This is a genomic window from Massilia scottii (assembly GCF_030846495.1).
Lineage (GTDB): Bacteria > Pseudomonadota > Gammaproteobacteria > Burkholderiales > Burkholderiaceae_D > Telluria_A > Telluria_A violaceinigra.
The window spans coordinates 292,004-314,035 of the sequence record NZ_JAVCWM010000005.1 but is presented as its reverse complement, the minus strand read 5'-3'; the positions used below and the strand labels follow the sequence as shown (position 1 = coordinate 314,035).

Below are 22,032 nucleotides of genomic sequence, written 5' to 3'. Positions count from 1 at the left end.
CATGGAAAATATGAACAAGCAACACCTCTGGCAAGGCGAGTGGATCGGCGATCAAGAACTGGCCAGCAGGATCGGCGATATGCAATCGTGGGTGGCCCGGCAAATGGCGTGCGAACTCGATATCGAGACGGTGCTGGCGGCCGGGGATTTACTCGGGAAAAATATCAGGGAAAAATCGGCTATTTTTACCGAATTGAAGAACTGCTTGTCTGGCACCGATCAATTCACGTCGGACGAAATCGGTCTGGCCTTGCTTGAAATAGCCGATGTCTTGCGCCGTGCGAATCTGGAAAAGAAGCTCATCCGTGAACTCGGTTCCAGCAATCCCTTGCTCGCTTGCCGCACCCAATTCGACGATGCGATCTTCGAAGCCTGGGCGCCGTTGGGTTTCCTGGTCCACATTTCACCGCAAAATGCCTTCACGGTCGGGCCGATGAGCGTGCTCGAAGGATTGCTTTCTGGAAATTTTAACTTTCTCAAGACGAGTCCGCAAGAGAGTTCCTTCCCCCAGATCTTGTTACATGCCTTGGGCAAGTGCGATCCGAGCGCCCAGCTTGAGAAATTCATCATCGTGGCGAAAATGTCGTCGAAGCGAAAAGATCTGTTGGAGCCGGTATTTGCCGGGGCCGATGGCATTGCCGCCTGGGGCGGTGAGGAGTCGATTCAATCGATACGCGCCATGGCCCCTGCCAGCGTGCGCATCGTCGAGTGGGGACACAAGATATCGTTGGCATTTCTTTCCATGGAAGCTGCCCAGGATCCCCATACGCTGAAACAACTCGCCATGGAATGCTGCCTGATGGAACAGCAAGCCTGTTCCAGTCCGCAATGTGTCTATCTCGACACGTCGGACTGGAATGAATTGCAGCGGTTTGGCGAGCGGCTTGCCGATGCCTTGACGCTGGTGGCGCACGAACTGCCACGCCAGTTGCCCGATACCGCCAGTGCCGGCGAAATTGCTTTGGTCAGCGAGTGTCACAGGCTCGAATCGTGCCTCGGCAATGCTCGCCTCATCGAAGCACCAGATGGCGGGTGGCGCATTTACATCGACGACCATGCGGCGCTGGCGGCATCGCCGCTGTACCGCAGCATCTGGGTCAAGCCCTTGCCGCGCACCGACATCATCCGGGTCTTGCGGCCCATGCGCAACTATCTGCAAACAGTGGCGATCTGTTGCAAACTCTCGGAAATTGATCCGCTGTCGCGCTCTTTTTTGCGTGCGGGTGCGATCCGTATCCGGCGTATTGGCGAAATGACGGGAGGATACCCCGGCGAGCCGCATGACGGTGTGTATGCGTTGCAACGCTATTGCCGCAGAGTGAGCTTGCAGTTGGCCCATGAAGCGCAGGGGATTTCCAATTTCGATGAGTTGAGAAAATTCCCTCCGCTGCAGTGGGACCCCGTTCCGGCCATTACCGCCAAGGAGCAGTTCCAGTCGGTGCCGGCCGATCCTGCCCAAGCCCATCTTTTCTTCAAGTCGGGCGGTAGCACGGGCGAACCAAAACTGTCGACGTTCAGCTACCAGCAATACCATGAGCATATCCGGCTCGGTGCCGAGGGTTTGTACGCGGCGGGCTTTGATCCGCTCGGCGACCGGGCGATGAATCTGTTCTTTGGCGGGGGACTCTACGGTGGCTTCATCAGCTTTTTTTCGGCACTCGAACAGCTGGGCGCCATCCAGTTCCCCATGGCGGCCCATGGCGATACCCGCATGGTCGCCCAGGAAATCGTCAAGAACAAGGTGAATGTCTTGCTCGGCATGCCATCGTATATTCTGCAACTGTTTGAAAAGGAAGCTGACATTCTCTCCGCCTATCGGGGAGTCAAGAAGATCTATTATGGCGGAGAACATTTCAGTCCCGCCCAGCGAAATTATCTGCACGAGTCCTTCCAGGTCGATGTGATACGCTCGGCCGCCTATGGCAGCGTCGATATCGGTCCGATCGGGTTCCAGTGCGAACATAGCGATGGCGCCGTCCACCATCTTCAGCAACAGCTGCAATACCTCGAAATATTGAAAATGGATGAAGATCGAGCGGTGCAAGGCGAGGAAGTCGGCCGATTGGTTTTCACGCCGCGCATGTTGTCGGTCAATAAGCCATTGCGCTACGAAATCGGCGATGTCGGCCACTGGATCGCCGATCCGGATGGCATTTGCGCCTGCGGCAGGGCCGCGCCGCGCTTTCGACTGCTGGGACGGACGGGGGATATTTGTCGGATTGGTTCCACTTTCCTCAATTATCAGGAATTCATCCGTATCCTGGCGACGCACTTCGCCTATGCGGGCGAAGCGCAGCTGATCCTGGCGCAAGCCGAGATCAAGGACAAGGTCATCTTGGTGATTTCCGATTCGGAGCGCTTGCCAGCGCTGCGTTGCCGAGAGATTTTCCTGGAAAACTACCTGGATTTGCAGGAAGCCGTGCTGACCGATGAAACGCTGCTGTTTGAAGTGCAAGCGGTGGGAATCGATGAATTCCACAGGACTGCGGGAAGCGGAAAATTGATTCGTGTGCTGGACCGGAGAGCGCGTTGATGAGCATGGAAATTAGCCGGGAAATACTTCCCTCACTGATCGCGTTTGCCCGGAAAAATTCGCCATTTTATGGCGATCTTTACCGCGCATTGCCGGAAACGATACACGCGATCGAACAGTTGCCCGTGTTGAGCCAGCAAGCGTTTTGGGAAGCCAACCGTCTGGAGGGTGGGCAATTGCTGACGGGGGCGATACACGATGGCATCGTCTTGAAGAGTGGCGGAACCACCGGCAACCCCAAGTTCTCGGTGTTCAGCCGGACTGACTGGAATGTGTTTGTCACAGCCTTTTCCCGCGGACTGGCGCTGGGAGGTCTGCAGGATGGCGACCGGGTCGCCAATCTGTTTTATGTCGGCGAGTTGTATGGATCGTTCCTGTTTACCCACAAGGCGCTCGAAGAGTGCCCCAAGCGGGTCATGCAACTCCCGATTGCGGGCGCTACGACACCCGACCATGTCTATCGCTTTATCACGGAATTCAAGGCCACGGTCTTGGCCGGCGTGCCGACCACAATGATGAGTCTGGTAGATCACATTGACAAGGTGGGGTGCGATCCAGCCGCGTCGACGGTCAGATTGATCCTGTTTGCCGGCGAAGCCATGTATCCCGATCAGCGCGCCAGGTTGGAAGCATGCTTTCCGGGCGTCGAGATCCGCTCCATCGGTTATGCGAGCACGGATGCCGGATTGCTGGGATTCGCCGATCTTTCATGCGGCCCCAATGAATTTCGCTGCTACGATGATGATGCGCTGTTCGAAATTATCGATGAAGAAACGGGCTCGCCCATCGTCGCGCCGGGCATCGAAGGGCTGGCCGTGGTCACGGCCCTGCGGCGCCATTTGATGCCGATCCTGCGCTATCCGGTCGGCGACAGGGCCAGGTGGGTCGATGCCCATGGTACGGCGCATCGCAAGTTTCTGTTACGGGGGCGTTCCGATGAATCGGCCAGGGTCGGCCCGGTCACGCTGTATCCGGAAGATGTAAGGTCGGTACTGGCGTCGTTTCCGGCTTGCCAGGGCGCCTGCGATTTTCAATTGCTGACCATCCATCGTGACGGAAAGGATGGGTTGATACTGCGGATCGGCAATCGCAATGCCGATCCGGCGCTCAGCGCGCAGATCATCGCTGCGATCTACGAGCATCGCCCCATGTATGGTCAATTGCTGGCGCAAGGCAAGATCCTGCCCATCGACATAGAATGGGTGGATGCGACGGCGCTGGAAATCAATCCCCGCTCGGGAAAGCTCAAGCGCGTGATCGATCGTCGCTTTGCCTGAGTTCACGTAGAGCTTGGCGCGGCAATAGCGTATGCTGTCGTCCTCGATTCATGGATGGAGCAGCGACGAATGGCGACGAGGTGGATCATGTTACATGAGTGCCAGGGAAGCACTGATTAATTCGCCCGATCCCGTTTCGGTCTGGCCTGTGATCTGAGACAATAATGGCACGTCCACCCCTGACCAGCCGACCACCATGCAAAAGAGTTTTTCCGACCTCGAGTACGCCGCCAAGAAGAAGCTGACACGGCGTGACGTCTTCCTTGCAAAGATCGACAGTGTCACGCCGTGGTCGCAGTTGCATAAGCTGATTGAGCCGTTCTATCCGAAGGTTGAAGGCGCTGGCCGCCCGCCAATGATGCACCAGTCGAAGAAAGGAAACGACTGGCATTTCGGCTTGAAAGCCCATATCGGCGTGGACGCGGCGTCGGGCCTTGTGCATACCGTTATCGGTACGGCTGGCAACGTGTCCGACGTGACGCAAGCACACGCGCTGTTGCATGGTGATGAAGTGGCAGCAATGGGCGATGCCGGCTACCAGGGAGTCGAAAAGCGAGAAGAGAATCCTGGAAAGGACGTGACCTGGCACGTCGCGATGAAGCGTACCAAACGCAAGGCGCTGCCGAAGAACAAACTCGGCCGCATGACGGAAAAATTGGAGCACCTGAAGGCGAGCGTCCGGGCAAAGGTTGAGCATCCGTTTCATGTCGTGAAGAACCTCTTTCGGCATCGGAAAGCACGTTACCGCGGCTTGGAGAAAAATACCGCGCAATTGTTCACACTGTTCGGCTTCGCTAATCTGATGCTGGCTGGCCGGCAATTTAGACGCGCAGGCAGAATGGATTGCATGTAATATCTTCCGCGCCCGGCAAAATCAACCATCGCGGTGAAAGCCCGGGGTGTTACGTTTGGCGCAAAGGCGGCGCTTGCACCGGCATCATTCTCGACGCCGATGGATTTGGAATTGTTCAGCGAATCCGCGTCACCTTCGCCGCCGCCGTCTGTCCGCCCCCGGTCACCTCATCCGGCTTGTGCTTCAGACTGCCCAGTTGCAGCGCATACTGGCGTGCGAACTCCGCACCCAAAAAGAAAATCTGCGCCGAGTAGTACACCCACAGCAGCAGGGCGATCATCGACCCGGCCGCGCCGAAACTGTTGGCCACGCCGCTGTTGCCAATATAAAGCCCTATTGCAAATTTCCCCAAGGTGAACAAGGCCGCCGTCCCCAGCGCGCCGATGCTCACGTCGCGCCATGACAGCTTGATGCGCGGAAGCATTTTGTAGATCACGCCGAACAGGGTGGCGATCACCATGAAGCTGATCCCCCACGATACCCACGACAGCAGCACCGCCGCATCTTTCCACAAGCCGTTCATGTACTTTTCCAGCACGGCCAGCGCGGCGCTGACCACCAGCGACACCATCAGCAAAAAGCCCAGCACCAGAATCAGCCCGAACGACAGCAGGCGCGTGCGCAGGATGGCCCACCAGGTGGCGTCGGTCGAGGCCGGCACCGCCCAGATTTCGTCCAGGCTATCCTTGAGCTCGGAAAACACGGTGGTCGCGCCGAACAGCAGCAGGCCGGTGGCGATGATGGTGGCCCAGATGCCGCTTTCCTTGTTCTGCGCGCCGGCCAGGACCAGCTGGATCGCTTCCGCGCCCTGCTTGCCGACCAGTCCCCTGAGCTCGTTGAGCAGTTGCCCCTGGGCCGCTTCGGCCCCGTAGAAAAAACCGGCAATGGCAATCACCAGCACCAGGATCGGCGCCATCGAAAACAGGGTGTAGAACGCCAGTGCCGCGCCCTTGCTGGCGGCGCGGTGGGCAAACCATTCGGTGACCGCGCAACGCATCACGCGCGCAAGTTGCTTGGAGTACGGCACCCATTCTTTGATTTCGATCATATGTCTTCCTAAAATTTGCGCGAGGGGCGCGCGCCCCCCGCAAAACAGGCCGCGGCCCTTGCTTATTGAACGCGTCGTTCGATGGTGATCTGTTCGACCTCGACGCGGCGGTTCGGCTCCAGGCACTTGATCAGGTCGGCGCGCCGCTTGTCGGTACAGGTAACGACCGGGTTGGCTTCGCCCTTGCCGTAGGCTTTCAGGCGCGCACCGTCGATGCCCTTGGCGACCAGGTAGTCGCGCACCGCGTGGGCGCGCCGCTCGGACAGCTTGAGGTTGTATTGCTCCGAACCGAGCCGGTCGGCGTAGCCGGTAATGTCGACGTCGGTGATGCTCGGATCGGCCAGCAGCGCGGCGGCGATGTCGTCCAGGCGCGTCTGCGTCAGGTTGAGCGTGGCGCTGTCGAAGGCGAACAGCTCGGTGGCGCTCAGCGTGATTCTCTCGAAACGGGCCGGCGGCGGCGGCGGTGGCGCGACCGGCTCCGGCGGCGGCGTGACGGCCGGCGGCGGCGTCGGCGCTGGCGGCGGAGCCGGCGGGGTCGGCTTGCTGAAGGCGTAGTTCAAGCCGATCGTCAGGTATTTGTTGTTGCTGCGCCCGAAGCCGAACGCATCGTCGTCGCGCAGGCGCCCGCGCACGGTGCGCAGGTCGGCCTGCATCGACCACTGGTCCGTCATGCCCAGCTGGAAGCCGATGCCGGCGGTCGCGTAGGGCGACGTTTGGCTGGCCCGGCGCAGCGGATTGTCGACCCGGTCGCGCTGGGCGCCGACGCCGATCAGCAGGAAGGGCCGGAAGTTCTGGCGCGACAGCATCAGCAGCGCGTCGGCGCCCAGCAGGCTCTGGCGATAGTTGTAGCGGCCTTCTTCGGTGCGCGCGTGGGTCGCGCCGATCTGCACATCCCACATCTCGGAGAGCGGTTTGCCGAATTTGAGCCCGCCGCCGTAATCGCGGTCGCTCACGCCGAAATCCTTGTCGGGCTTGAACGCGTTGACGCTGGGCTGGATGTACCACGAGGGGTTGATGTCTTGCGCAATGGCCAGTCCGGCGCTGCACAACAGCGCCGCCGCAAGGGCCGTCTTTTTCATTTTGTTCACAGGGAACTCCTATTCGATGGGTCAGTAGATCTGTCAGCACTGATGCGAGGCAGTGTGACGTTCGACTTGAGATTAAGCGGCGGAGTTCAATGCAACCGTTCGATAGCGCACCGTGATGCTGGACTTGTCTTTTTAATACAACGATTTGTGCGAGTGCCAACAAAAATCGCGCCGGACCAGGCGCAAACCTGGTCCGGCGCGATGTTGTCGCGCGAAAAATAGCCGGGGCTATTAGTTCGTTTTTTCCGGAACGACGATCACGGTGTCGCCGCCGGTCTTGCCGGTGTCGCCCTTGGAACCGTCCATGCCCGGTGCGCCCGGGGTGCCTGGAGCACCGGCGGCGCCCGAGGTACCGTCAGCGCCAGGTGCGCCCGGAGCGCCAGGCGCGCCGGCAGGACCAGGTACGGCAACCGGAACTTCAACGGTTGGGGTAACAACGGTTGCAGGTGGGTTAACAGTGGTTTTTTCGCATGCGGTCAGACCGGCGATTGCCAACAGTGCTGCCAGAAGTGTCGTTTTCATGGTGGTTTCCTTTTATAAGTGTCTGGTGCCGGGCGGCAGGCAGACTGAACGTCAATGAAGTCATTGCACACACAATGTTGTGCGAACGGGGCCAGAATACGGTGTTGTATTGATGGAATCTGTACGCCAACGCACACAGCCGGGCCCGTCATCACAATTGCAACGATGAAAAGATGATCATAGGAAGTAAATTGTGCGAAATGTTCGATGGCGCACAGACCATCGACGTCCACGCAGGCAATCTTGTACTCAGATGTGCGGAACCGAATTATTGTCAGGCTGTCAAACGACATGTACCGGGTCCGGACGACATGACTATCTCTTCTCTTGGAGTACTCAACATGCATGCAACGACACAGCACCACAATGCGGCCCAAGGCGACATGACCACATTGCACACTTCCGCCAACTCTACCCTGATCGAGCGCGTCGCGCCCCAGCCAGCCGAGCGCGCCCCGATCTCGATGGCCCCGATCGAACGCGTGCGTTCGACCTCGGCCACCCAGCGCCGCATCGAAAATATGCAGAAACTGATCGGCGAATTGTCGACTCACGAAATGCTGGCCGATGAAATCGCCTGGTTCCTGAAGTTTTCGCCTTCCGGCGCGCGTAAATACATCCGCGACCTGCGCGAAGCGGGCGTGATCGAACTGGCGCGCTATATTGAAGGCACCGCCACCTACCTGGGCAAGGCGGTGTACCAGATCTCGCCCGATCCGGAACGGGTCAAGGCGTTCCTGGCCGCGATCGTGCAGCCGAAACGCGAAGGCGCCGCACCGCGCAAGGAGCGTCCGGGCCTGCGCGAGCAAAGCATGGCAGGCACGGGCCGTCACTTCCACATCCTGGCCGACGACACCCACTATGCCATCCGCGTCAATCGCAGCCCGGTGGCGCGCGACCCGCTCGTCGCCGCCCTGTTCGGCGCAGCACCGTCGGCCAAGGAACAGGCTTGATGCTGCGCTGAGCGGTCCCCGCGGCGCCTGGTGGCACCGCGCCTGCCGCCACCTCCCGGTTCGGTTGCAGGGCAGGGTCCGTTCACCTCTCGTATCGTCCAGGCAGGGCCGGCGCAGTCCGGCCCCCCGTTTTTAACCTGACACTCGCGTGACCGTCGTGTCACCTTCGCGTGTCCTCCTTGGCGCTTGCCCTTCGCGGCAGTGCGGGCACAGGCGCGTCTGCTGTTTTTCTGTCATCCCCGCCAATTGAAAACCCCTGAACCAGCCCCACTTGTGGCGGTGCGGGGATGCTTTGCCGTCCCGATCACTCACCAAAAGGAACACCCATGTTACCGACGCCAGAATCGCTGGAAGGCAAGATCGTGCCGAATGTGACGTTCAAGGCCAGGCCCAACGACCAGTGGAAAGATCTCACCACCGACGAGCTGTTCAAGGGCAGGACGGTGGTCGTGTTTTCGCTGCCCGGGGCTTACACGCCGACCTGCTCCTCCACCCATTTGCCGCGCTATAACGAACTGGCGCCCGTGTTCAGGCAAAACGGGGTCGACGAGATCATTTGCATCTCGGTCAACGATGCCTTCGTGATGAACGAGTGGAAAGTCGGGCAGGATGCGGAAAACATCACCGTGATCCCGGACGGCAATGGCGACTTCAGCCAGGGCATGGGCATGCTGGTCGACAAGCGCAACCTGGGTTTCGGCATGCGCTCGTGGCGTTATTCCATGCTGGTCAAGGATGGCGTTATCCAGAAGGTGTTCATCGAGCCGGACAAGGAAGGCGACCCGTTCGAAGTGTCGGACGCCGAAACCATGCTGCGTTTCATTAACCCGAACGTGCAGATCCCGGAACCGGTGGTGGTGTTTTCCAAGCCCGGCTGCCCGCATTGCGCGCGCGCCAAGGCCACGCTCAAGGCGCACGGCCTCAAGTTTACCGAGATCGTGCAGGACCAGAAGATCAATTCCAGCGTGCTGCGCGCGGTGTCGGGCCAGTCGACCTGGCCGCAAGTCTTCATCGGCGGCAAGCTGATCGGCAATGCCGACGCGGTCGACGCCTGGTTCGGCGCCGCCAAGCCGGCCTAAGCCCCCGGCCGCGCCGCCCGGTCCCGCGCAGCGCCATGGCTGCGCCGGGCCTCGTTTTCGTACCCCCCCGACAAGGAACAAGATGGAAGCGCTGCTCTGGACCACCGCCATCATGGTGGCAATCGCGCTCGGCATGAGCTATCCCGGCTGGCGCCTCAAGCGCGCGCTGGCCCAGCCTTTTCCGCCGGCGTGGCTGGACATACTCGAACGGAATATCCCGATTTATCGGCGCATGCAGCCCGAGCTGCAGGCGCAGCTGCAGCGGCTGGTGCAGCAATTCCTGTTCCAGAAAAAATTCGTCGGCTGCGAAGGGCTGGAAGTGGACGACGAAATCCGCGTCACCATCGCCGGCCAGGCTTGCCTGCTGCTGCTTAACCGCTACACCCGCGTGTACCGCAAGCTGCACACCATCCTGGTGTACCCGAGCGCCTTCCTGGTGCCGCGCAACCACGCCGACGACGCCGGCATCGTCAACCCGGTACGCCAGGAGCTGCTCGGCGAATCGTGGGGCGATGGCCGCGTGGTGTTGTCGTGGGACCACGTCCAGCGCGGCGCGGGCGACTGGACCGATGGCCAGAATGTGGTGCTGCACGAATTCGCGCACCAGCTCGACAGTGAATCGGGCAGCAACAATGGCGCGCCCTTCCTCGGCCATCCGGGCAGTTACCGCAACTGGTCCGAGGTACTGTCGCGCGATTTCAACAACCTGCGCCACGAAGCCATGTTTCACCGTCAAAGCGTGCTCGATCACTACGGCGCGGTCAGTCCCGCCGAGTTCTTTGCGGTCGCCACGGAAACCTTTTTCGAGAAGCCCTGGCAGATGGCCGAACGCCATGCAGAATTGTTCGACCAGTTCCAGCAATACTACCGGGTCGACCCGCGCGCCTGGCTGGCCCCGCCCGCCCCGGAACCGGACGCCGGGCACGCAGCGGAGCCGCCGCCATCTTACGGCACCGTGTACGGGCAATGGCAATGAGAGTGGCGCTGTCCTGAATACTCGTTCATAATTGCCTGAAGCACTTTCCCACGGGATCGATCATGGCGATGCAGTTCGAGGAATTTGAATCCTTTACGTCCGATACGCCGCCCGCGGCGCGCGCGCCGGCCGCGGACGCCGCCTCGCCCCTGGTGCGGCTGCAATACCTGATCGACAATACCCCGGCCATCATCTACTGCACCGTGCCCAGCGGCGACTTCAAGATGACATTCGTGAGCAACAATGCCTACAATGTGCTCGGCTACCGGCCCGAAGACATGGTGGCCGATCCCAATTTCTGGTTCGACCATATTCATCCGGACGACGCGCCGGCGATTTTTTCCAGTCTGGCGCTGGTATTCGTGGAAGGCCAGCGCGCCTACGAGTACCGCTTCCGCGCCGCCGACGGCGGCTACCTGTGGATGCACGACACCCTGCGCCTGATCCGCGACGAGCAGGGCGCGCCGCTCGAAGTGATCGGCGCGCTCACCGACATCACGATCCGCAAGACCATGGAAGAGGCGCTCTACAGCAAGGGCCAGGAACAGCAGTTGCTGATCGGGCGCTTGCAGGAAGCGCAGAACCAGTTGCTGCAGTCGGAAAAGATGGCGTCCATCGGCCAGCTGGCCGCCGGCATCGCGCACGAGATCAACAATCCGGTCGGCTTCGTCAATTCCAACATGGGTACCTTGCAAAAGTATGTGGCGACCCTGTTCGGCGTGGTGCGCGAGTACGATGCCGCGATTGCCGCGCACAGCCCGCCGCCGGCGCTGGCCAAGGCCATCGCCCAGATCGGCAAGAGCGCCGACCTGGAATTCTTGCAGGACGATGCGACCGACCTGGTGCGCGAGTCGATGGATGGACTCAAGCGGGTCAAGGATATCGTGCAGGCGCTCAAGGATTTCTCGCATGTGGGCGAGAATGAATGGCAGGTGGCCGACCTCCATCACGGGCTCGACAGCACGCTGAACATCGTCTCCAACGAGATCAAGTACAAGGCCACGGTCGACAAGCAGTACGGACAGCTTCCGCAGGTGACCTGCCTGGCGTCGCAGCTCAATCAGGTGTTCATGAATTTGCTGGTCAATGCCGGCCACGCGATCAAGGACAAGGGCGTGATCACGATCCGCACCGGCGCCGAAGACGGCTGGGTGTGGGTAGCGGTGAGCGACACCGGCTGCGGGATCGCGCAAGAGCATCTGAACCGGATTTTCGAGCCGTTCTTTACCACCAAGCCGGTGGGCAGCGGCACCGGTCTGGGCTTGTCGCTATCGTACGGGATTGTGAACAAGCACGGCGGACGCATCGATGTGGCCTCCACGCCGGGGGAGGGGACCACGTTTACGGTGCGCTTGCCGGTGCTGCCGCCGGCGGCGGTGTCGCCGGGGTCGGAACCGGGGACGGCTGGCGCGGCGGCATAGGCCCGGTTTCCCGCGTCGCAGTTCTCTTGCCTCCGGCAGTGCCAGGCCCGGCGGGGCTGGCAGCTACATGATGATTTCCCCGTTCGGCCCCCACTTCACCTTCAGCAGCCCCGGTTCCTCTTCCTCCATCTTGCGCAGCGCGAGTTCCTCCTTGCTCAAGGTGCCCTCCTGCACGCGCTGGCGGTCGGCCAGCTGGTGCTCCTTGCGCAGCGAGTCGCGGTAGTCGAACGCCAGGCGGATGTTTTCCCGTAAATCCCCCACCTGCCATGGCTTGGGAATGAAGCGGAACACCTGGGCGTCGTTGATCGCACTGGTCACCGTCTCGAACTCGGTCGAGGCCGATAAAATCATGCGCACCGTGTCCGGCGCCACTTCCTTGATCGCATGCAAAAATTCCACGCCCGTCATCTGCGGCATCCGGAAGTCCGAAATCACCAGATCGAAGGTGCATTCGGCGCAGCGGGTCAGCGCATCGAAGGGATCGGTAAAGGTTTCAATATGCAGGTCCTCAATGTCCAGGTGCTGGCGCATGGCCCGTACCAGTGCGTTCAGGACATTGATTTCATCATCGACTAAAAGAATGCGTCGCATGTCAGTCCCCTTTCGGTGGTGCAGGCCAGACCCAGATATTCAGGCGGACCTCGTTCTTGCTTTCAAAATCCTGGACTTGCTGGATCAGGCGCTCGTCGAGCACATGGTCGGCCGAGAGCAGCATGACGCCGTCCGGCGTGACCAGGTCGCGCGAGAGCGTCATGCCCGGCGTCAGGTACTTGGCCACCGTGGCCAGGTCGCGCAGTTTTTCCACCGGTTCGCCATCCATCAGCGCGCGGAACGCGGCCACCACCTTCGGGTCGTAGCGCTTGCCCACCGCGTCGTAGATGATCTGCTTGGCGTCGGGCGCCAGCACGCGCCGCTGCAGCAGCGCCCCGATCTGCAGGTTGTCGTAGTCCGACGCCAGCGCCAGGATGCGCGCGCCGAGCGGAATCAGGGGGCCGGCTATGCCGTCCGGAAAACCGCCGCCGTCGAAGCGCTCCATGTGGGCGCGCAGCAAGGCCGCCACCCCGCGCAAGTCGTCCAGCGGCATCAGCAGTTGCTCGGCGCGCAGCGGGTGCTTGCGGAACACGCCCAGCATGTCGCCGGCGAGCAGGTTGACCGGCATCGCCAGCAAGTCGTCCGGAAAACCGATCTTGCCGATGTCGTGCAGCAGCGCGGCAATGAATACTTCCTGGGTCGCGTTCGCATCGAGCCCGAGCTTGACGGCGATGCGCCGCGCCAGATCGGCGACCCGGCGCGAATGCCCGGCCAGATTTCCGCCGCGCATCTCGATCATGCTGGACAGGATCTTGATGGTCGTGATGAAATTGCCCTTGAGTTTTTTGTTGGTCTCAAGGATGGTGTCGCGCGAACTGCGCAGCTCTTCGGTGCGGATCTCGACCTTCGCTTCCAGGCTCTGGTTGAGCGTCTTGAGTTCATCGTTCTGGCGCAGGGTCAAGGCTTCCAGGCGCGCTTTTTCCTGCTCCAGCGCATGGCGTTCGAGCCCGTGGCGCACCACCAGCAGGATATCGTTGTCGTCCCACGGCTTGGTGATGTAGCGGTAGATCTCGCCGCGGTTGATCGCCGCCAGGATCGAGGATACGTCCGAGTAGCCGGTCAGCAGCAGGCGCACGGTGTCGGGCCAGCGCTGGCGCACGTGTTCGAGGAATTTGGCGCCGTCCATTTCCGGCATGCGCATGTCGGAAATGACCAGGTCCACTTTTTCCTGCTCCAGGATGGCCAGGCCGGCCGCGCCGCTTTCGGCCACCAGCACCCGGTAGCCCTCCGGGCGGAACAGGCGGCGCAGCGCCGACAGGATGTTCGGTTCGTCGTCGACGCACAGCACGGTGGCCGGGGGTGGGGCAAGATCGTCGGTCAGGCTGTCTGTCATGGGCTGGGCTCCTCGCTTGCTGCGCTGGTCTGGCGCACCGGCAGGACGATGCGGAACGTGGTGCCACGTCCCACCTCGCTGTCGACGTCGATGCTGCCACGGTGTTTTTGAATGATGCCGTAGGCCAGGGACAGGCCCAGGCCGGTTCCCTTGCCCACCGGCTTGGTGGTGAAGAAGGGATCGAAGATGCGCGACAGGTTTTCGCGCGCGATCCCGCCGCCGTTGTCGGCAACCTCGATCCATACCTGTTCGCCCTCGGTCCCGGCGTCAAGGCCCTGGCTGGTGCCGGTGCGCACCGTGATCGTGCCGCGCCGCTCGCTCATCGCATGGGCCGCGTTGACCACCAGGTTCATGATCACCTGGTTCACTTGCGAGGGCAGGCATTCGATGTCGGGAATGGCGCCGTACTGCTTGACCACGTCGGCCTTGTACTTGACCTCGTTGGAGACGATGTTCAGGGTCGAATCGATGCCGCCGTGGACGTTGGCCCACACCCATTCCTGGGTGGCGTCCACCCGCGAGAAATCCTTGAGATCCTGCACGATGTGGCGCACGCGCACGATGCCTTCCTTCGACTCGCTCATCAAGACGGGAATATCTTCGCGCAGGAAATCGAGGTCGAGCGTCTTGCGCATGGCCGCCAGCCGGGCCGCCGTTTCCGGGCTCGCTTCGGTTTCCGACTCCTGGTACACATGCAGCATGTCGAACAGCTGGTCGAGGTAGCTTTGCAGGGTGCCGAAATTGGAAAAGATGTAGCCGATCGGGTTGTTGATCTCGTGCGCCACGCCGGCCGCCAGCTGTCCGATCGAGGCCAGCTTTTCGGACTGCACCAGCTGTTCCTGGGCCATCGACAGCTTGGCGTTCAGTTCGGTCAGGGCGAGGTGCTTGGCGCGCAGTTCGGCATCGGCGATCTGGCGCTGGCGCAGGTCGTCCTCCAGCCGTTCGTTGGCCTCGGCCAGCTGGGCGGTGCGCTTCTCGATCAGGTGTTCGAGGTTGTCGTGGGCGCGCCGCAGGGCGTTTTCGGCCACCCGCCGCTCGGTGACGTCGCGCATGGTTTCGATCGCGCCGACCACCTGGCCGGAGGCGTCGCGCAGGGGCGCTGCGGTGAAGTGCAGCCAGTGGCCGCCCACGCCCAGGTTTTCGAAAAAGCCTTCGGTCTCGTAGGCGCCGGGAATCAGGGCCGACTGGCGGTGCGCGGCCAGGCCGGCGCCGTCGCCCGAGACGATCATGTCCGACAGCATCTGCCGCTCGTGCGCATAAAACGCCACGCCATGGTTGCGCGTGCCGATCATCGCTTCGGTGCTCCAGCCGAGCAAGTGTTCGCAGGCCTTGTTCCAGTGCGTGATGGTGTGTTCGTGGTCGATCACGAAGGTGGCCACCGGGTGGCCGTCGAGCAGTTCGGACAGGACAATGCCGCCGCCCCCTTCATCGGTTGGCTGGCTGGTCTGGAGCGGGTGTTCGCGGTTGAGCATGTTGATGGCCTCCATGGCACGCGTCGGGCTAGGTGACGAGAATCTGGCACATATCGACAAAGGTCGACTCGGAATCGCGGAACAGTTTGGCGCAGTCGGCCTCGCTCAGCGCCAGGCTTACCCACAGCGCCTGCGACATCGGCGGCACCAGGTCGTCTTCCTCGCCGGACAGGTCGAGCGCATGCGCGAACACGTTGGCGGCGTGGATCAGCAGCGGCAGGGTCGGGGTGCCGGCGGCGTCGAGATGGTGATGGCTGGCCACCGCTTCCTGCATGGCGGCCGGGAACTTCCAGTAGGCGGCCAGGGCGCTGCCGGCCATCGCATGGTCGATCCCGATCACGCTGCGCTCGGCCTCGATGATGTAGCAATCGTGCTCCTTGCGGTAAGCCAGCATGGCCGCGTACTCGGTGGGAAAGCGCGTGGCCAGCACCAGGGTGCCGATATCGTGCAGCAGGCCGGCCGTGAACGCCGTGTCGGGATTGAGTTTCAGGTGCACCGCCAGCAGCTTGGCGCACACCGCCGTGGCCACCGAATGGCGCCAGAAGGCCTGGAAATTGACGCCGCCGTTGGCGCTGGCGCTGGCAGGAAAGCTGCCGGTCACCGCGCAGGCCGTCACCAGGGTGCGGATGCTGTGAAAGCCGAGCACCGAAATGGCCTGGTGGATGGTGGTCACCTTCGATGACATGCCGTAGAACGAGGAGTTGGCCAGACGCAGCGTCTTGGCCGTGAGCGACTGGTCGAGCGCGATCTTGCCGCCCAGGACGTGCACATCGATGTCTTCCTGGTCCATGGTCGAGAGCAGTTCCACCACCACCGCCGACAGCGAAGGCAGGTCGCGGATGCGTTTGACGAGGTCGTCGAGCGAGGTAGGCATCAGCTACTCCTGCGGTGGGCCAGCAGGCGCTCGTAGAGCACCGCGCTGGCGTTGGCGGGCGTGCCGGCAAGGCAGCGCCGGAACAGGTGTTCCAGGCGCGCGCACTGGCGTTCGCGTTCGGCGCGCACGGCCGCCTCGTCGACCGGCGGCGCGGCCGCCACCACCTGCACCTGTTCGATGCCGCGCCGCCGCAGCGAGGCCAGCGACGAGGCACTGAGGGTGGCGCCGGCCGGCAGCAGCACGCCGCCGCCGGCGTCGCGCAAGTCCTGGGCCAGCACCATGCCTTCGCTGGCGTCATCGATGTCGATGGTGTCTTCGGCAGGCGTCATTCGGTTTCCTCGCACACGCTAATGGTGATCAGGCTGCCGCGCGACTGCGAATTCGCGCCCATGGGATGCGCCACCACCTGGTAGCAGCGTTCGTTGATGTGGACCTGGTGGCTGCCGCTGGGGGCCAGGCCGTCGGGAAACAGTTCGGGCAGGACGATCTCGGCCTCATTGCCGAGTATGGCACCATTCTGGCGGAACATGCGCTCGGCTGCGTCGTTGACGAACGCCACCATGCCATCGTCGTCGAGCCCGATCACCGCCAGCGGCACGAACTGCAGCAGTTCGCGCGCCACGTTCAGGCTGATCTCGTCGCGCGTGATCTGCTGCTGCTTCTGGCGCAGCACGTCTTCCATGCGCCGGTTGGCCGCCGCCAGTTCGTGGTTGGCGGTGCGCAGCTCCAGGTTCAGGCGTTCGTTGTCGTCGGCGATTTCCTTGAGCCGGAACGCTTCGGCAATGTGGCCGCGCAGCTGCTCGTCGTCCCAGGGCTTGGTGAGGAACTTGAAGATCGCGCCCTCGTTGACGGCGTCGGTCACCGATTGCAGTTCGGTGTAGCCCGACAGCATGATGCGGATCGTGTCCGGATACAGGCCCTTGGCCGCGCGCAGGAAGTCGGCGCCGATCATGCCCGGCATGCGCTGGTCAGAGACGATCACGTCGACCGCGTTGGCGGCCAGCACGTCGAGCCCTTCCTGGCCGCTGTTGGCCGACAGGATCTGGTAACCGTCGCGCCGCAGCAGGCGCTTCAGGGCCGAAACGATGTTTTGCTCGTCGTCCACCAGCAGCAGGGTGCGCGGCTGCTTCTGGATGCGCAGCAGATGCGGCGGGATCGCATGGCGCGCGGCCAGCATGCCGGCCACTTCCTCGCGGTCGCACGGCTTGGCCAGAAAATAGCCCTGGATCTGGTCGCACATATTGCGCCGCAAGAAATCGCACTGGGCTTCGGTTTCCACGCCCTCGGCCGCCACTTCGATGCCCAGGTGGTGCGCCATCGAGATGATGGTCTTGACCAGGGCGGCGTCGTCGGCGCCGGTGACGATATTGCCGGTCAGGCCGCAGTCGATCTTGACCAGGTCGAGCGGGAAGCGCTTGAGGTGGTTGAGCGAGGAGTAGCCGGTGCCGAAGTCGTCCAGGGTCAGGCCGATTCCCAGCGCTTTCAGCTGGGCCAGGGTGGCGTCGCTGGTGTGCAGGTCTTGCATCAGGGCCGCCTCGGTGATTTCGAGCGACAGCTGGCGCGGCGCGATGCTTGAGGACGCCAGCGCGTCGGCCACCACCTGGGGCAGGGCGGCGTCGCGGAACTGCTTGGGCGAAATATTGATCGCCACCCGCACCAGCGGCAGGCCGGCCGTGCGCCAGGCCACCATGTCCTCGACCGCGCGGCGCAGGCTCCAGTAGCCGAGCGCGATGGTCAGGCCGGCCGCTTCGGCCAGCGGGATGAAGCGCCCGGCGGGAATGAGGCCCATCACCGGGTGCTGCCAGCGCACCAGCGCCTCCAGCGCGCAGATGGCGCCCTGCTGCAGGTCGGCCACCGGCTGGTATTGCAGCTGCAGCTGGCCTTCGATGAGGGCGATGCGCAGCGCCGCTTCCATCTGGGCCCGCTCGGCGGTGCGCTGGTTCATCTCGGCGGTGAAAAACTGCAGCTGGTTGCCGCCCAGGCCGAGCGCATGCGACAGTGCCATGTCGGCGTAGCGCAGCAGGGTCACGCCATCGTCGGCATCCTGCGGAAAGCGCGCAATGCCGATGCTGCAGCCGGCGTGCAGGCTCTGGCCGATGACGGGGAAGGGCGCGCCGATCACGCGCACGATGTGCTCGCACACGGCCTGCACCTGCGCGGTACTGTCGATCTCGTCGAGCACCAGCACGAATTCGTTGCCGCCGTGGCGAGACAAGGTGTCCTGCGGGCGCATGCAGCCCTGGATGCGCATGGCCACGCTGATCAGCAACTGGTCGCCGGCCACGTAGCCGAGGCTTTCGTTGATCAGGTTAAAGCCGTCCAGCGCCAGGCACAGCACCGCCACGCCGTTCGCGCGCTGCCGGGCGCGCGCCATGGCCGCTTGCAGGCGCTCGTTGAAGAGGCTGCGGTTGGCCAGGCCGGTGAGGGCGTCGTGGGTGGACAGGTGCGCCAGCAGGGCTTGCTGTTCGTGCAGCTCGCTGACGTTCTCGGCAATGCAGACCAGCTGGCGCGGCGCGCCGCCTTCGCCGTCGCCCGGCACCGCGCTGATGGTCCACCGGCACCAGGGGGCGCTGCCGCCGGCGCCGCCCACGCGCAGCAGCAGCGAGGCGCTGGCGCCGCCGCCCGCCACGTCTGCCAGCGCCGCGCCGAACGGCCCGCCGGGCCCGGCGCCTTCGGCACCGCCAAGCAGGCTGGCGCTGGTGCCGATCAGTTGCTCCGGCGTGCGGCCGCTGAGCTGGCAAAAGGCGGGGTTGACATCGAGGATGGGAAAGGCGGCGACGCTGGCATCGACCAGCAGCACGCCGTTGGTACACGCGGACAGCACCGCGGCGGCGGCGGGACTCGATCGTAAGGGATGGGCGGTGTCCAATTCCATCAGCGTCTTTCAATAAAGATTGCGAGCGTGCTGGGCCTTGCCGGGCAGACGAAACAAGCCGTCTTACCTTCGATTTATATTATACGGAGAAATATTTACCGAACGGGAGGGAAAGATTTCTTTTTGTTGCGCCCTGACCTTAGGTGCGTTTGCGTACAGAGCAAACAGGCGTATGGGCGCATGCTGGCAGCATCATTAATGCAGGAGGAATACAGCATGTCTACCATCGTTGCAGGTCATTTTCAACTTCAGGACGAGATCGATCACGCGCGCCGCGAGCTGGTGCGCGCCGGATTTTCCGAAGATCGTATCTCCGCCTTTTTCCTGAACCAGCCGGGCCAGCATGACCAGACCCCGATCGGCGGCGACAGCATGCAGTCTCCGGGCGCCAAGGAAACCCCGGAAGGCGTGCTGCAAGGCGCGGCCACCGGTGGCGCCGTCGGCGTGGCCGTGGGCGCGGCGACCGCGCTGGTCACCGGTCCGGCCGGCCCGATCGTGGGCGGCCTGGTCGGCGCGCACGTCGGCTCGCTGTTCAGCCTATCCAAAATGAAGGATGCCGGCGAGAAGGAAGAGGGTAGCAATGCCAACCGCTACGAACCGCGCCAGTCCGGCATGCTGATCGCCGTGGCGGCCGACCAGCCGGACCAGGAAGCGCGCGCCATCGAGGTGCTGCGCGGGCTCGGTTCGCACCATATCGAACGCGCCAAGGGCACCATCGAAGGTGGCGACTGGACCGATTTCGATCCGCTCAGCTTGCCGGTGCTGGTGCAGTAAGCAGCCCCTGACGCCTCCGTCGGTTCATCGCCGGCGGCAAGCGCGCCGCCCGGCCTTCGTGCCCGGCGGCGCGTTTCCATTTCATGCTGCCTGCAACAGCGTTCAGATAGCGCTTCCCAACGCGGGCTTTTTCGGTATTATGCTCTTTACATAGTGCATCCATGTACCAGTCCAGCCAGCGCATCCGCGCCGGTGGCTGCGTGCCGACGGGAGGACGCGACCATGAACCAAGCCTGGCTCACCCTGACGAGCATGGACGGACGCGACATCGCCGCGCCCACCGAGGCGCAGCTGACGGCTGTTCTGGCCGAGCTGTACGCAGCGCCGCGCAAGACCCGGGCCAAGGCCAAGGCCGGGGCCAAGGCCAAGGGCAACGGTCCGCCCGAGTCCGCCCCCGAGCCGGCCAGCGCGGCCCTGCGCTTCGGTTACGACGACGGTTTGATGTATGTGATCGAAGTGAGCCGCGGGGGCGCCATCCGCTTCGAGGAATGGTCCGACCGCGACTGCGAACTGGCGCTGGCGCCGCCGCGCCGCATGAGCGCCGACCTGACCCTGGCGCAGCAGCTATGGTCGCTCATGGCGCGCCGCCAGGTGTCGCGCATCCGCGAACTCGACTGGCACTGACGCCGCTTAGTGCGCCATCAGCACCGGCACGCTCATCGACTCGAACAAGGTACGCGTGACCCCGCCCAGGATGGTTTCGCGCACGCGCGAGTGGCCGTAGGCGCCCATCACCAGCAGGTCGGCATTTTTCTGGGCGGCAAGCGCCAGCAGCGCTTCGCCCACTTGCTGGCGCTTGTGCGCCAGCGCGTGCACCGCGAAATTGGCGTGCACGCCATGCCGGGCCAGCCAGGGACGCGGATCGGCCGCGCGCGCGTCGGCCGCCGTGTGGCTGGCGGGGCCGGTATCGAACACCGCCAGGTCGACCGCGACCGCCTGGCGCAGCAGCGGCAGCGCCAGTTGCAGCGCGCACGCCGCCTCGCGGCTGGCATCCCACGACACCAGCACGCGCTGCCCGACGCTGGCACGCTCGCCCGTGAACGGCACCATCAGCACCGGCTTGCCGGAGTGCAGTACCACATAGGCGGGCAGGTCGGCCAGCAGGCCGGGCCCGCCCTGGTCCGGATCGGACTGGCTCAGCACGATCACATCGGCCACCCGTCCATGCAGGCACAGGCCGCCGCCGGCGTCATCGTCGATCACGCGCGCCTCGTGCGAGGCCACCGCGGCCGCCGCGCAACGCTGGGTGAAGGCGGCCAGCGCTTCCTGCGCCTGCTCGCGCAGGAAACCCAGGTGCAGCGACAGGGTGGGGTCGCTCTGGCCGGGCGGCAGGCTGGGAAGGAGGGTGCGCGCGACCCCGGTCGGGGCCATGCCGATCAGGTGGCCGCCGCCGCTGTTGGCCAGCGCGATCGCCACGCCGATGCGCGCGTACGCGGACGGACTGTCGTCAACGTGGACGAGGATGGTCTGATACCCCATGAATGCTCCTGTCTCGATGGACTTGATATCCATCATCTTAAACCATCTTTCCCCAAGCTTTGATATTGCTCAATGTTGCGCACGGTAAGCGCCCTAGACTTGGGCTCGGACTTCACCACGATGACAGGAAAGCATGATGGAAATCAAAAGAGTGGCTCTCGTAACCGGGGGCATGGGAGGTTTGGGGACAGCAATTTGCCAGCGCCTGCACCGGGCCGGCTTCAGCGTGGCGGCGACGTATTCGCCCAACAACAGTTCGCCCGAGGGCTGGCTGGCGGCGCAGCGCGATGAAGGCTATCGCTTCACGGCCTACAAGGCCGACGTGGGCGACTTTGCCGACAGTGAATGGATGGTGCAAAAACTCTTGTCCGAACAGGGGCGCCTGGACGTGCTGGTCAATAATGCCGGCATCACGCGCGACCGCACCCTGGCCAAGATGCATCATGACGACTGGATCGAGGTCATGCGCACCAATCTCGACAGCGTGTTCAACCTCTCCAAGCAGGCGATCGAACCGATGATCGCCCAGGGCTGGGGCCGCATCATCAATATTTCTTCGGTCAATGGACAGAAGGGCGCGTTCGGCCAGACCAACTATTCCGCGGCCAAGGCCGCCATGCACGGTTTTACCAAGGCGCTGGCGCTGGAAATGGCGCGCCATCACGTCACCGTCAACACCGTCTCGCCCGGCTACCTGCGCACCAAGATGGTCACGGGGGTGCCGGACGAGGTGATGACGAGCCGCATCCTGCCGCAAATTCCGGTGGGACGGCTGGGCGAACCGGAGGAAGTGGCGGGCCTGGTCGCCTATCTGTCGTCGGACGAGGCGGCCTTCGTGACGGGCGCCAATATCGCCATCAATGGCGGACAGCACATGCTCTGAG

Annotated in this window: 20 protein-coding genes; 10 read left to right on the top strand and 10 right to left on the bottom strand. The window is 63.1% G+C overall.

Going from position 1 to position 22,032, the window contains the following annotated elements:
* Position 1 precedes the first annotated feature (1 nt).
* The 3 genes from RBA41_RS09100 to RBA41_RS09090 all read left to right on the top strand — a co-directional run bounded on the left by RBA41_RS09100 (position 2) and on the right by RBA41_RS09090 (position 4,663).
* Positions 2 to 2,533: an acyl-CoA reductase gene (locus RBA41_RS09100; protein WP_306623255.1), complete on the top strand. Its 2,532-nt coding sequence runs from the start codon at positions 2 to 4 to the stop codon at positions 2,531 to 2,533.
* Entirely contained in the window at positions 2,533 to 3,810 is a 1,278-nt protein-coding gene (locus RBA41_RS09095) for a phenylacetate--CoA ligase family protein (protein ID WP_306623254.1), read from the top strand. Before RBA41_RS09100 ends, RBA41_RS09095 begins: the two co-directional genes overlap by 1 nt.
* Before the next feature lie 196 nt (positions 3,811 to 4,006).
* Positions 4,007 to 4,663 (top strand): IS5 family transposase, encoded by a 657-nt coding sequence (locus RBA41_RS09090; RefSeq protein WP_306623253.1) that lies wholly within the window; start codon positions 4,007 to 4,009, stop codon positions 4,661 to 4,663.
* Positions 4,664 to 4,778: 115 nt separating this feature from the next.
* Here the strand turns inward: RBA41_RS09090 and RBA41_RS09085 are convergent, their stop codons facing one another.
* From RBA41_RS09085 to RBA41_RS09075, 3 genes are all read right to left on the bottom strand, one after another.
* Positions 4,779 to 5,711, bottom strand: coding sequence for a YihY/virulence factor BrkB family protein (locus tag RBA41_RS09085; protein ID WP_306623252.1), 933 nt, complete (start codon positions 5,709 to 5,711; stop codon positions 4,779 to 4,781).
* 62 nt (positions 5,712 to 5,773) lie between these two features.
* Positions 5,774 to 6,790 (bottom strand): OmpA family protein, encoded by a 1,017-nt coding sequence (locus RBA41_RS09080; protein WP_374709520.1) that lies wholly within the window; start codon positions 6,788 to 6,790, stop codon positions 5,774 to 5,776.
* A 240-nt stretch (positions 6,791 to 7,030) separates the two neighbouring features.
* On the bottom strand, positions 7,031 to 7,321 hold the full coding sequence (locus tag RBA41_RS09075) for a collagen-like protein (protein WP_306623250.1): 291 nt from the start codon (positions 7,319 to 7,321) through the stop codon (positions 7,031 to 7,033).
* Positions 7,322 to 7,662: 341 nt separating this feature from the next.
* On the opposite strand from RBA41_RS09075, the gene RBA41_RS09070 reads away from it, so the two are divergent.
* From RBA41_RS09070 to RBA41_RS09055, 4 genes are all read left to right on the top strand, one after another.
* Positions 7,663 to 8,274, top strand: coding sequence for a winged helix-turn-helix domain-containing protein (locus RBA41_RS09070; RefSeq protein ID WP_099880988.1), 612 nt, complete (start codon positions 7,663 to 7,665; stop codon positions 8,272 to 8,274).
* A gap of 326 nt (positions 8,275 to 8,600) precedes the next feature.
* Positions 8,601 to 9,353: a glutathione peroxidase gene (locus RBA41_RS09065; RefSeq protein ID WP_306623248.1), complete on the top strand. Its 753-nt coding sequence runs from the start codon at positions 8,601 to 8,603 to the stop codon at positions 9,351 to 9,353.
* A gap of 82 nt (positions 9,354 to 9,435) precedes the next feature.
* Positions 9,436 to 10,329, top strand: coding sequence for a M90 family metallopeptidase (locus RBA41_RS09060; protein WP_306623246.1), 894 nt, complete (start codon positions 9,436 to 9,438; stop codon positions 10,327 to 10,329).
* Positions 10,330 to 10,397: 68 nt separating this feature from the next.
* Positions 10,398 to 11,750 (top strand): ATP-binding protein, encoded by a 1,353-nt coding sequence (locus RBA41_RS09055; protein ID WP_306623355.1) that lies wholly within the window; start codon positions 10,398 to 10,400, stop codon positions 11,748 to 11,750.
* Between the two features lie 63 nt (positions 11,751 to 11,813).
* Here RBA41_RS09055 and RBA41_RS09050 read toward each other — a convergent pair whose 3' ends face one another.
* From RBA41_RS09050 to RBA41_RS09025, 6 genes are read right to left on the bottom strand one after another with little or no spacing between them, the layout of a single operon-like run.
* A complete protein-coding gene (locus tag RBA41_RS09050; RefSeq protein WP_306623244.1) occupies positions 11,814 to 12,341 on the bottom strand; it encodes a response regulator in 528 nt (175 codons plus the stop codon).
* 1 nt (position 12,342) lies between these two features.
* Positions 12,343 to 13,674 carry a response regulator c-di-GMP phosphodiesterase, NosR family gene (gene nosR, locus RBA41_RS09045; protein WP_306623242.1) on the bottom strand — a complete coding sequence of 444 codons (1,332 nt, stop codon included), beginning with the start codon at positions 13,672 to 13,674 and terminating at the stop codon, positions 12,343 to 12,345.
* Positions 13,671 to 15,161 carry a PAS domain-containing sensor histidine kinase gene (locus tag RBA41_RS09040; RefSeq protein ID WP_306623241.1) on the bottom strand — a complete coding sequence of 497 codons (1,491 nt, stop codon included), beginning with the start codon at positions 15,159 to 15,161 and terminating at the stop codon, positions 13,671 to 13,673. The genes nosR and RBA41_RS09040 overlap by 4 nt, the downstream gene beginning before the upstream one ends.
* Before the next feature lie 13 nt (positions 15,162 to 15,174).
* Positions 15,175 to 16,020 carry an HDOD domain-containing protein gene (locus RBA41_RS09035; protein ID WP_306623239.1) on the bottom strand — a complete coding sequence of 282 codons (846 nt, stop codon included), beginning with the start codon at positions 16,018 to 16,020 and terminating at the stop codon, positions 15,175 to 15,177.
* Positions 16,020 to 16,349 carry a hypothetical protein gene (locus RBA41_RS09030; protein ID WP_306623238.1) on the bottom strand — a complete coding sequence of 110 codons (330 nt, stop codon included), beginning with the start codon at positions 16,347 to 16,349 and terminating at the stop codon, positions 16,020 to 16,022. The genes RBA41_RS09035 and RBA41_RS09030 overlap by 1 nt, the downstream gene beginning before the upstream one ends.
* Positions 16,346 to 18,895, bottom strand: a complete 2,550-nt coding sequence (locus tag RBA41_RS09025) for an EAL domain-containing protein (RefSeq protein WP_306623237.1) — start codon at positions 18,893 to 18,895, stop codon at positions 16,346 to 16,348. The genes RBA41_RS09030 and RBA41_RS09025 overlap by 4 nt, the downstream gene beginning before the upstream one ends.
* A 216-nt stretch (positions 18,896 to 19,111) precedes the next feature.
* Here RBA41_RS09025 and RBA41_RS09020 point away from each other — a divergent pair, with 216 nt between their 5' ends.
* Both RBA41_RS09020 and RBA41_RS09015 read left to right on the top strand, forming a co-directional pair.
* Positions 19,112 to 19,669, top strand: coding sequence for a hypothetical protein (locus RBA41_RS09020; protein ID WP_306623236.1), 558 nt, complete (start codon positions 19,112 to 19,114; stop codon positions 19,667 to 19,669).
* 222 nt (positions 19,670 to 19,891) lie between these two features.
* On the top strand, positions 19,892 to 20,293 hold the full coding sequence (locus tag RBA41_RS09015; protein WP_306623234.1) for a hypothetical protein: 402 nt from the start codon (positions 19,892 to 19,894) through the stop codon (positions 20,291 to 20,293).
* Between the two features lie 6 nt (positions 20,294 to 20,299).
* Here the strand turns inward: RBA41_RS09015 and RBA41_RS09010 are convergent, their stop codons facing one another.
* Positions 20,300 to 21,148 carry a universal stress protein gene (locus tag RBA41_RS09010; RefSeq protein ID WP_306623233.1) on the bottom strand — a complete coding sequence of 283 codons (849 nt, stop codon included), beginning with the start codon at positions 21,146 to 21,148 and terminating at the stop codon, positions 20,300 to 20,302.
* Between the two features lie 136 nt (positions 21,149 to 21,284).
* On the opposite strand from RBA41_RS09010, the gene phbB reads away from it, so the two are divergent.
* Positions 21,285 to 22,031: an acetoacetyl-CoA reductase gene (gene phbB / locus RBA41_RS09005; protein WP_306623232.1), complete on the top strand. Its 747-nt coding sequence runs from the start codon at positions 21,285 to 21,287 to the stop codon at positions 22,029 to 22,031.
* Position 22,032 lies beyond the last annotated feature (1 nt).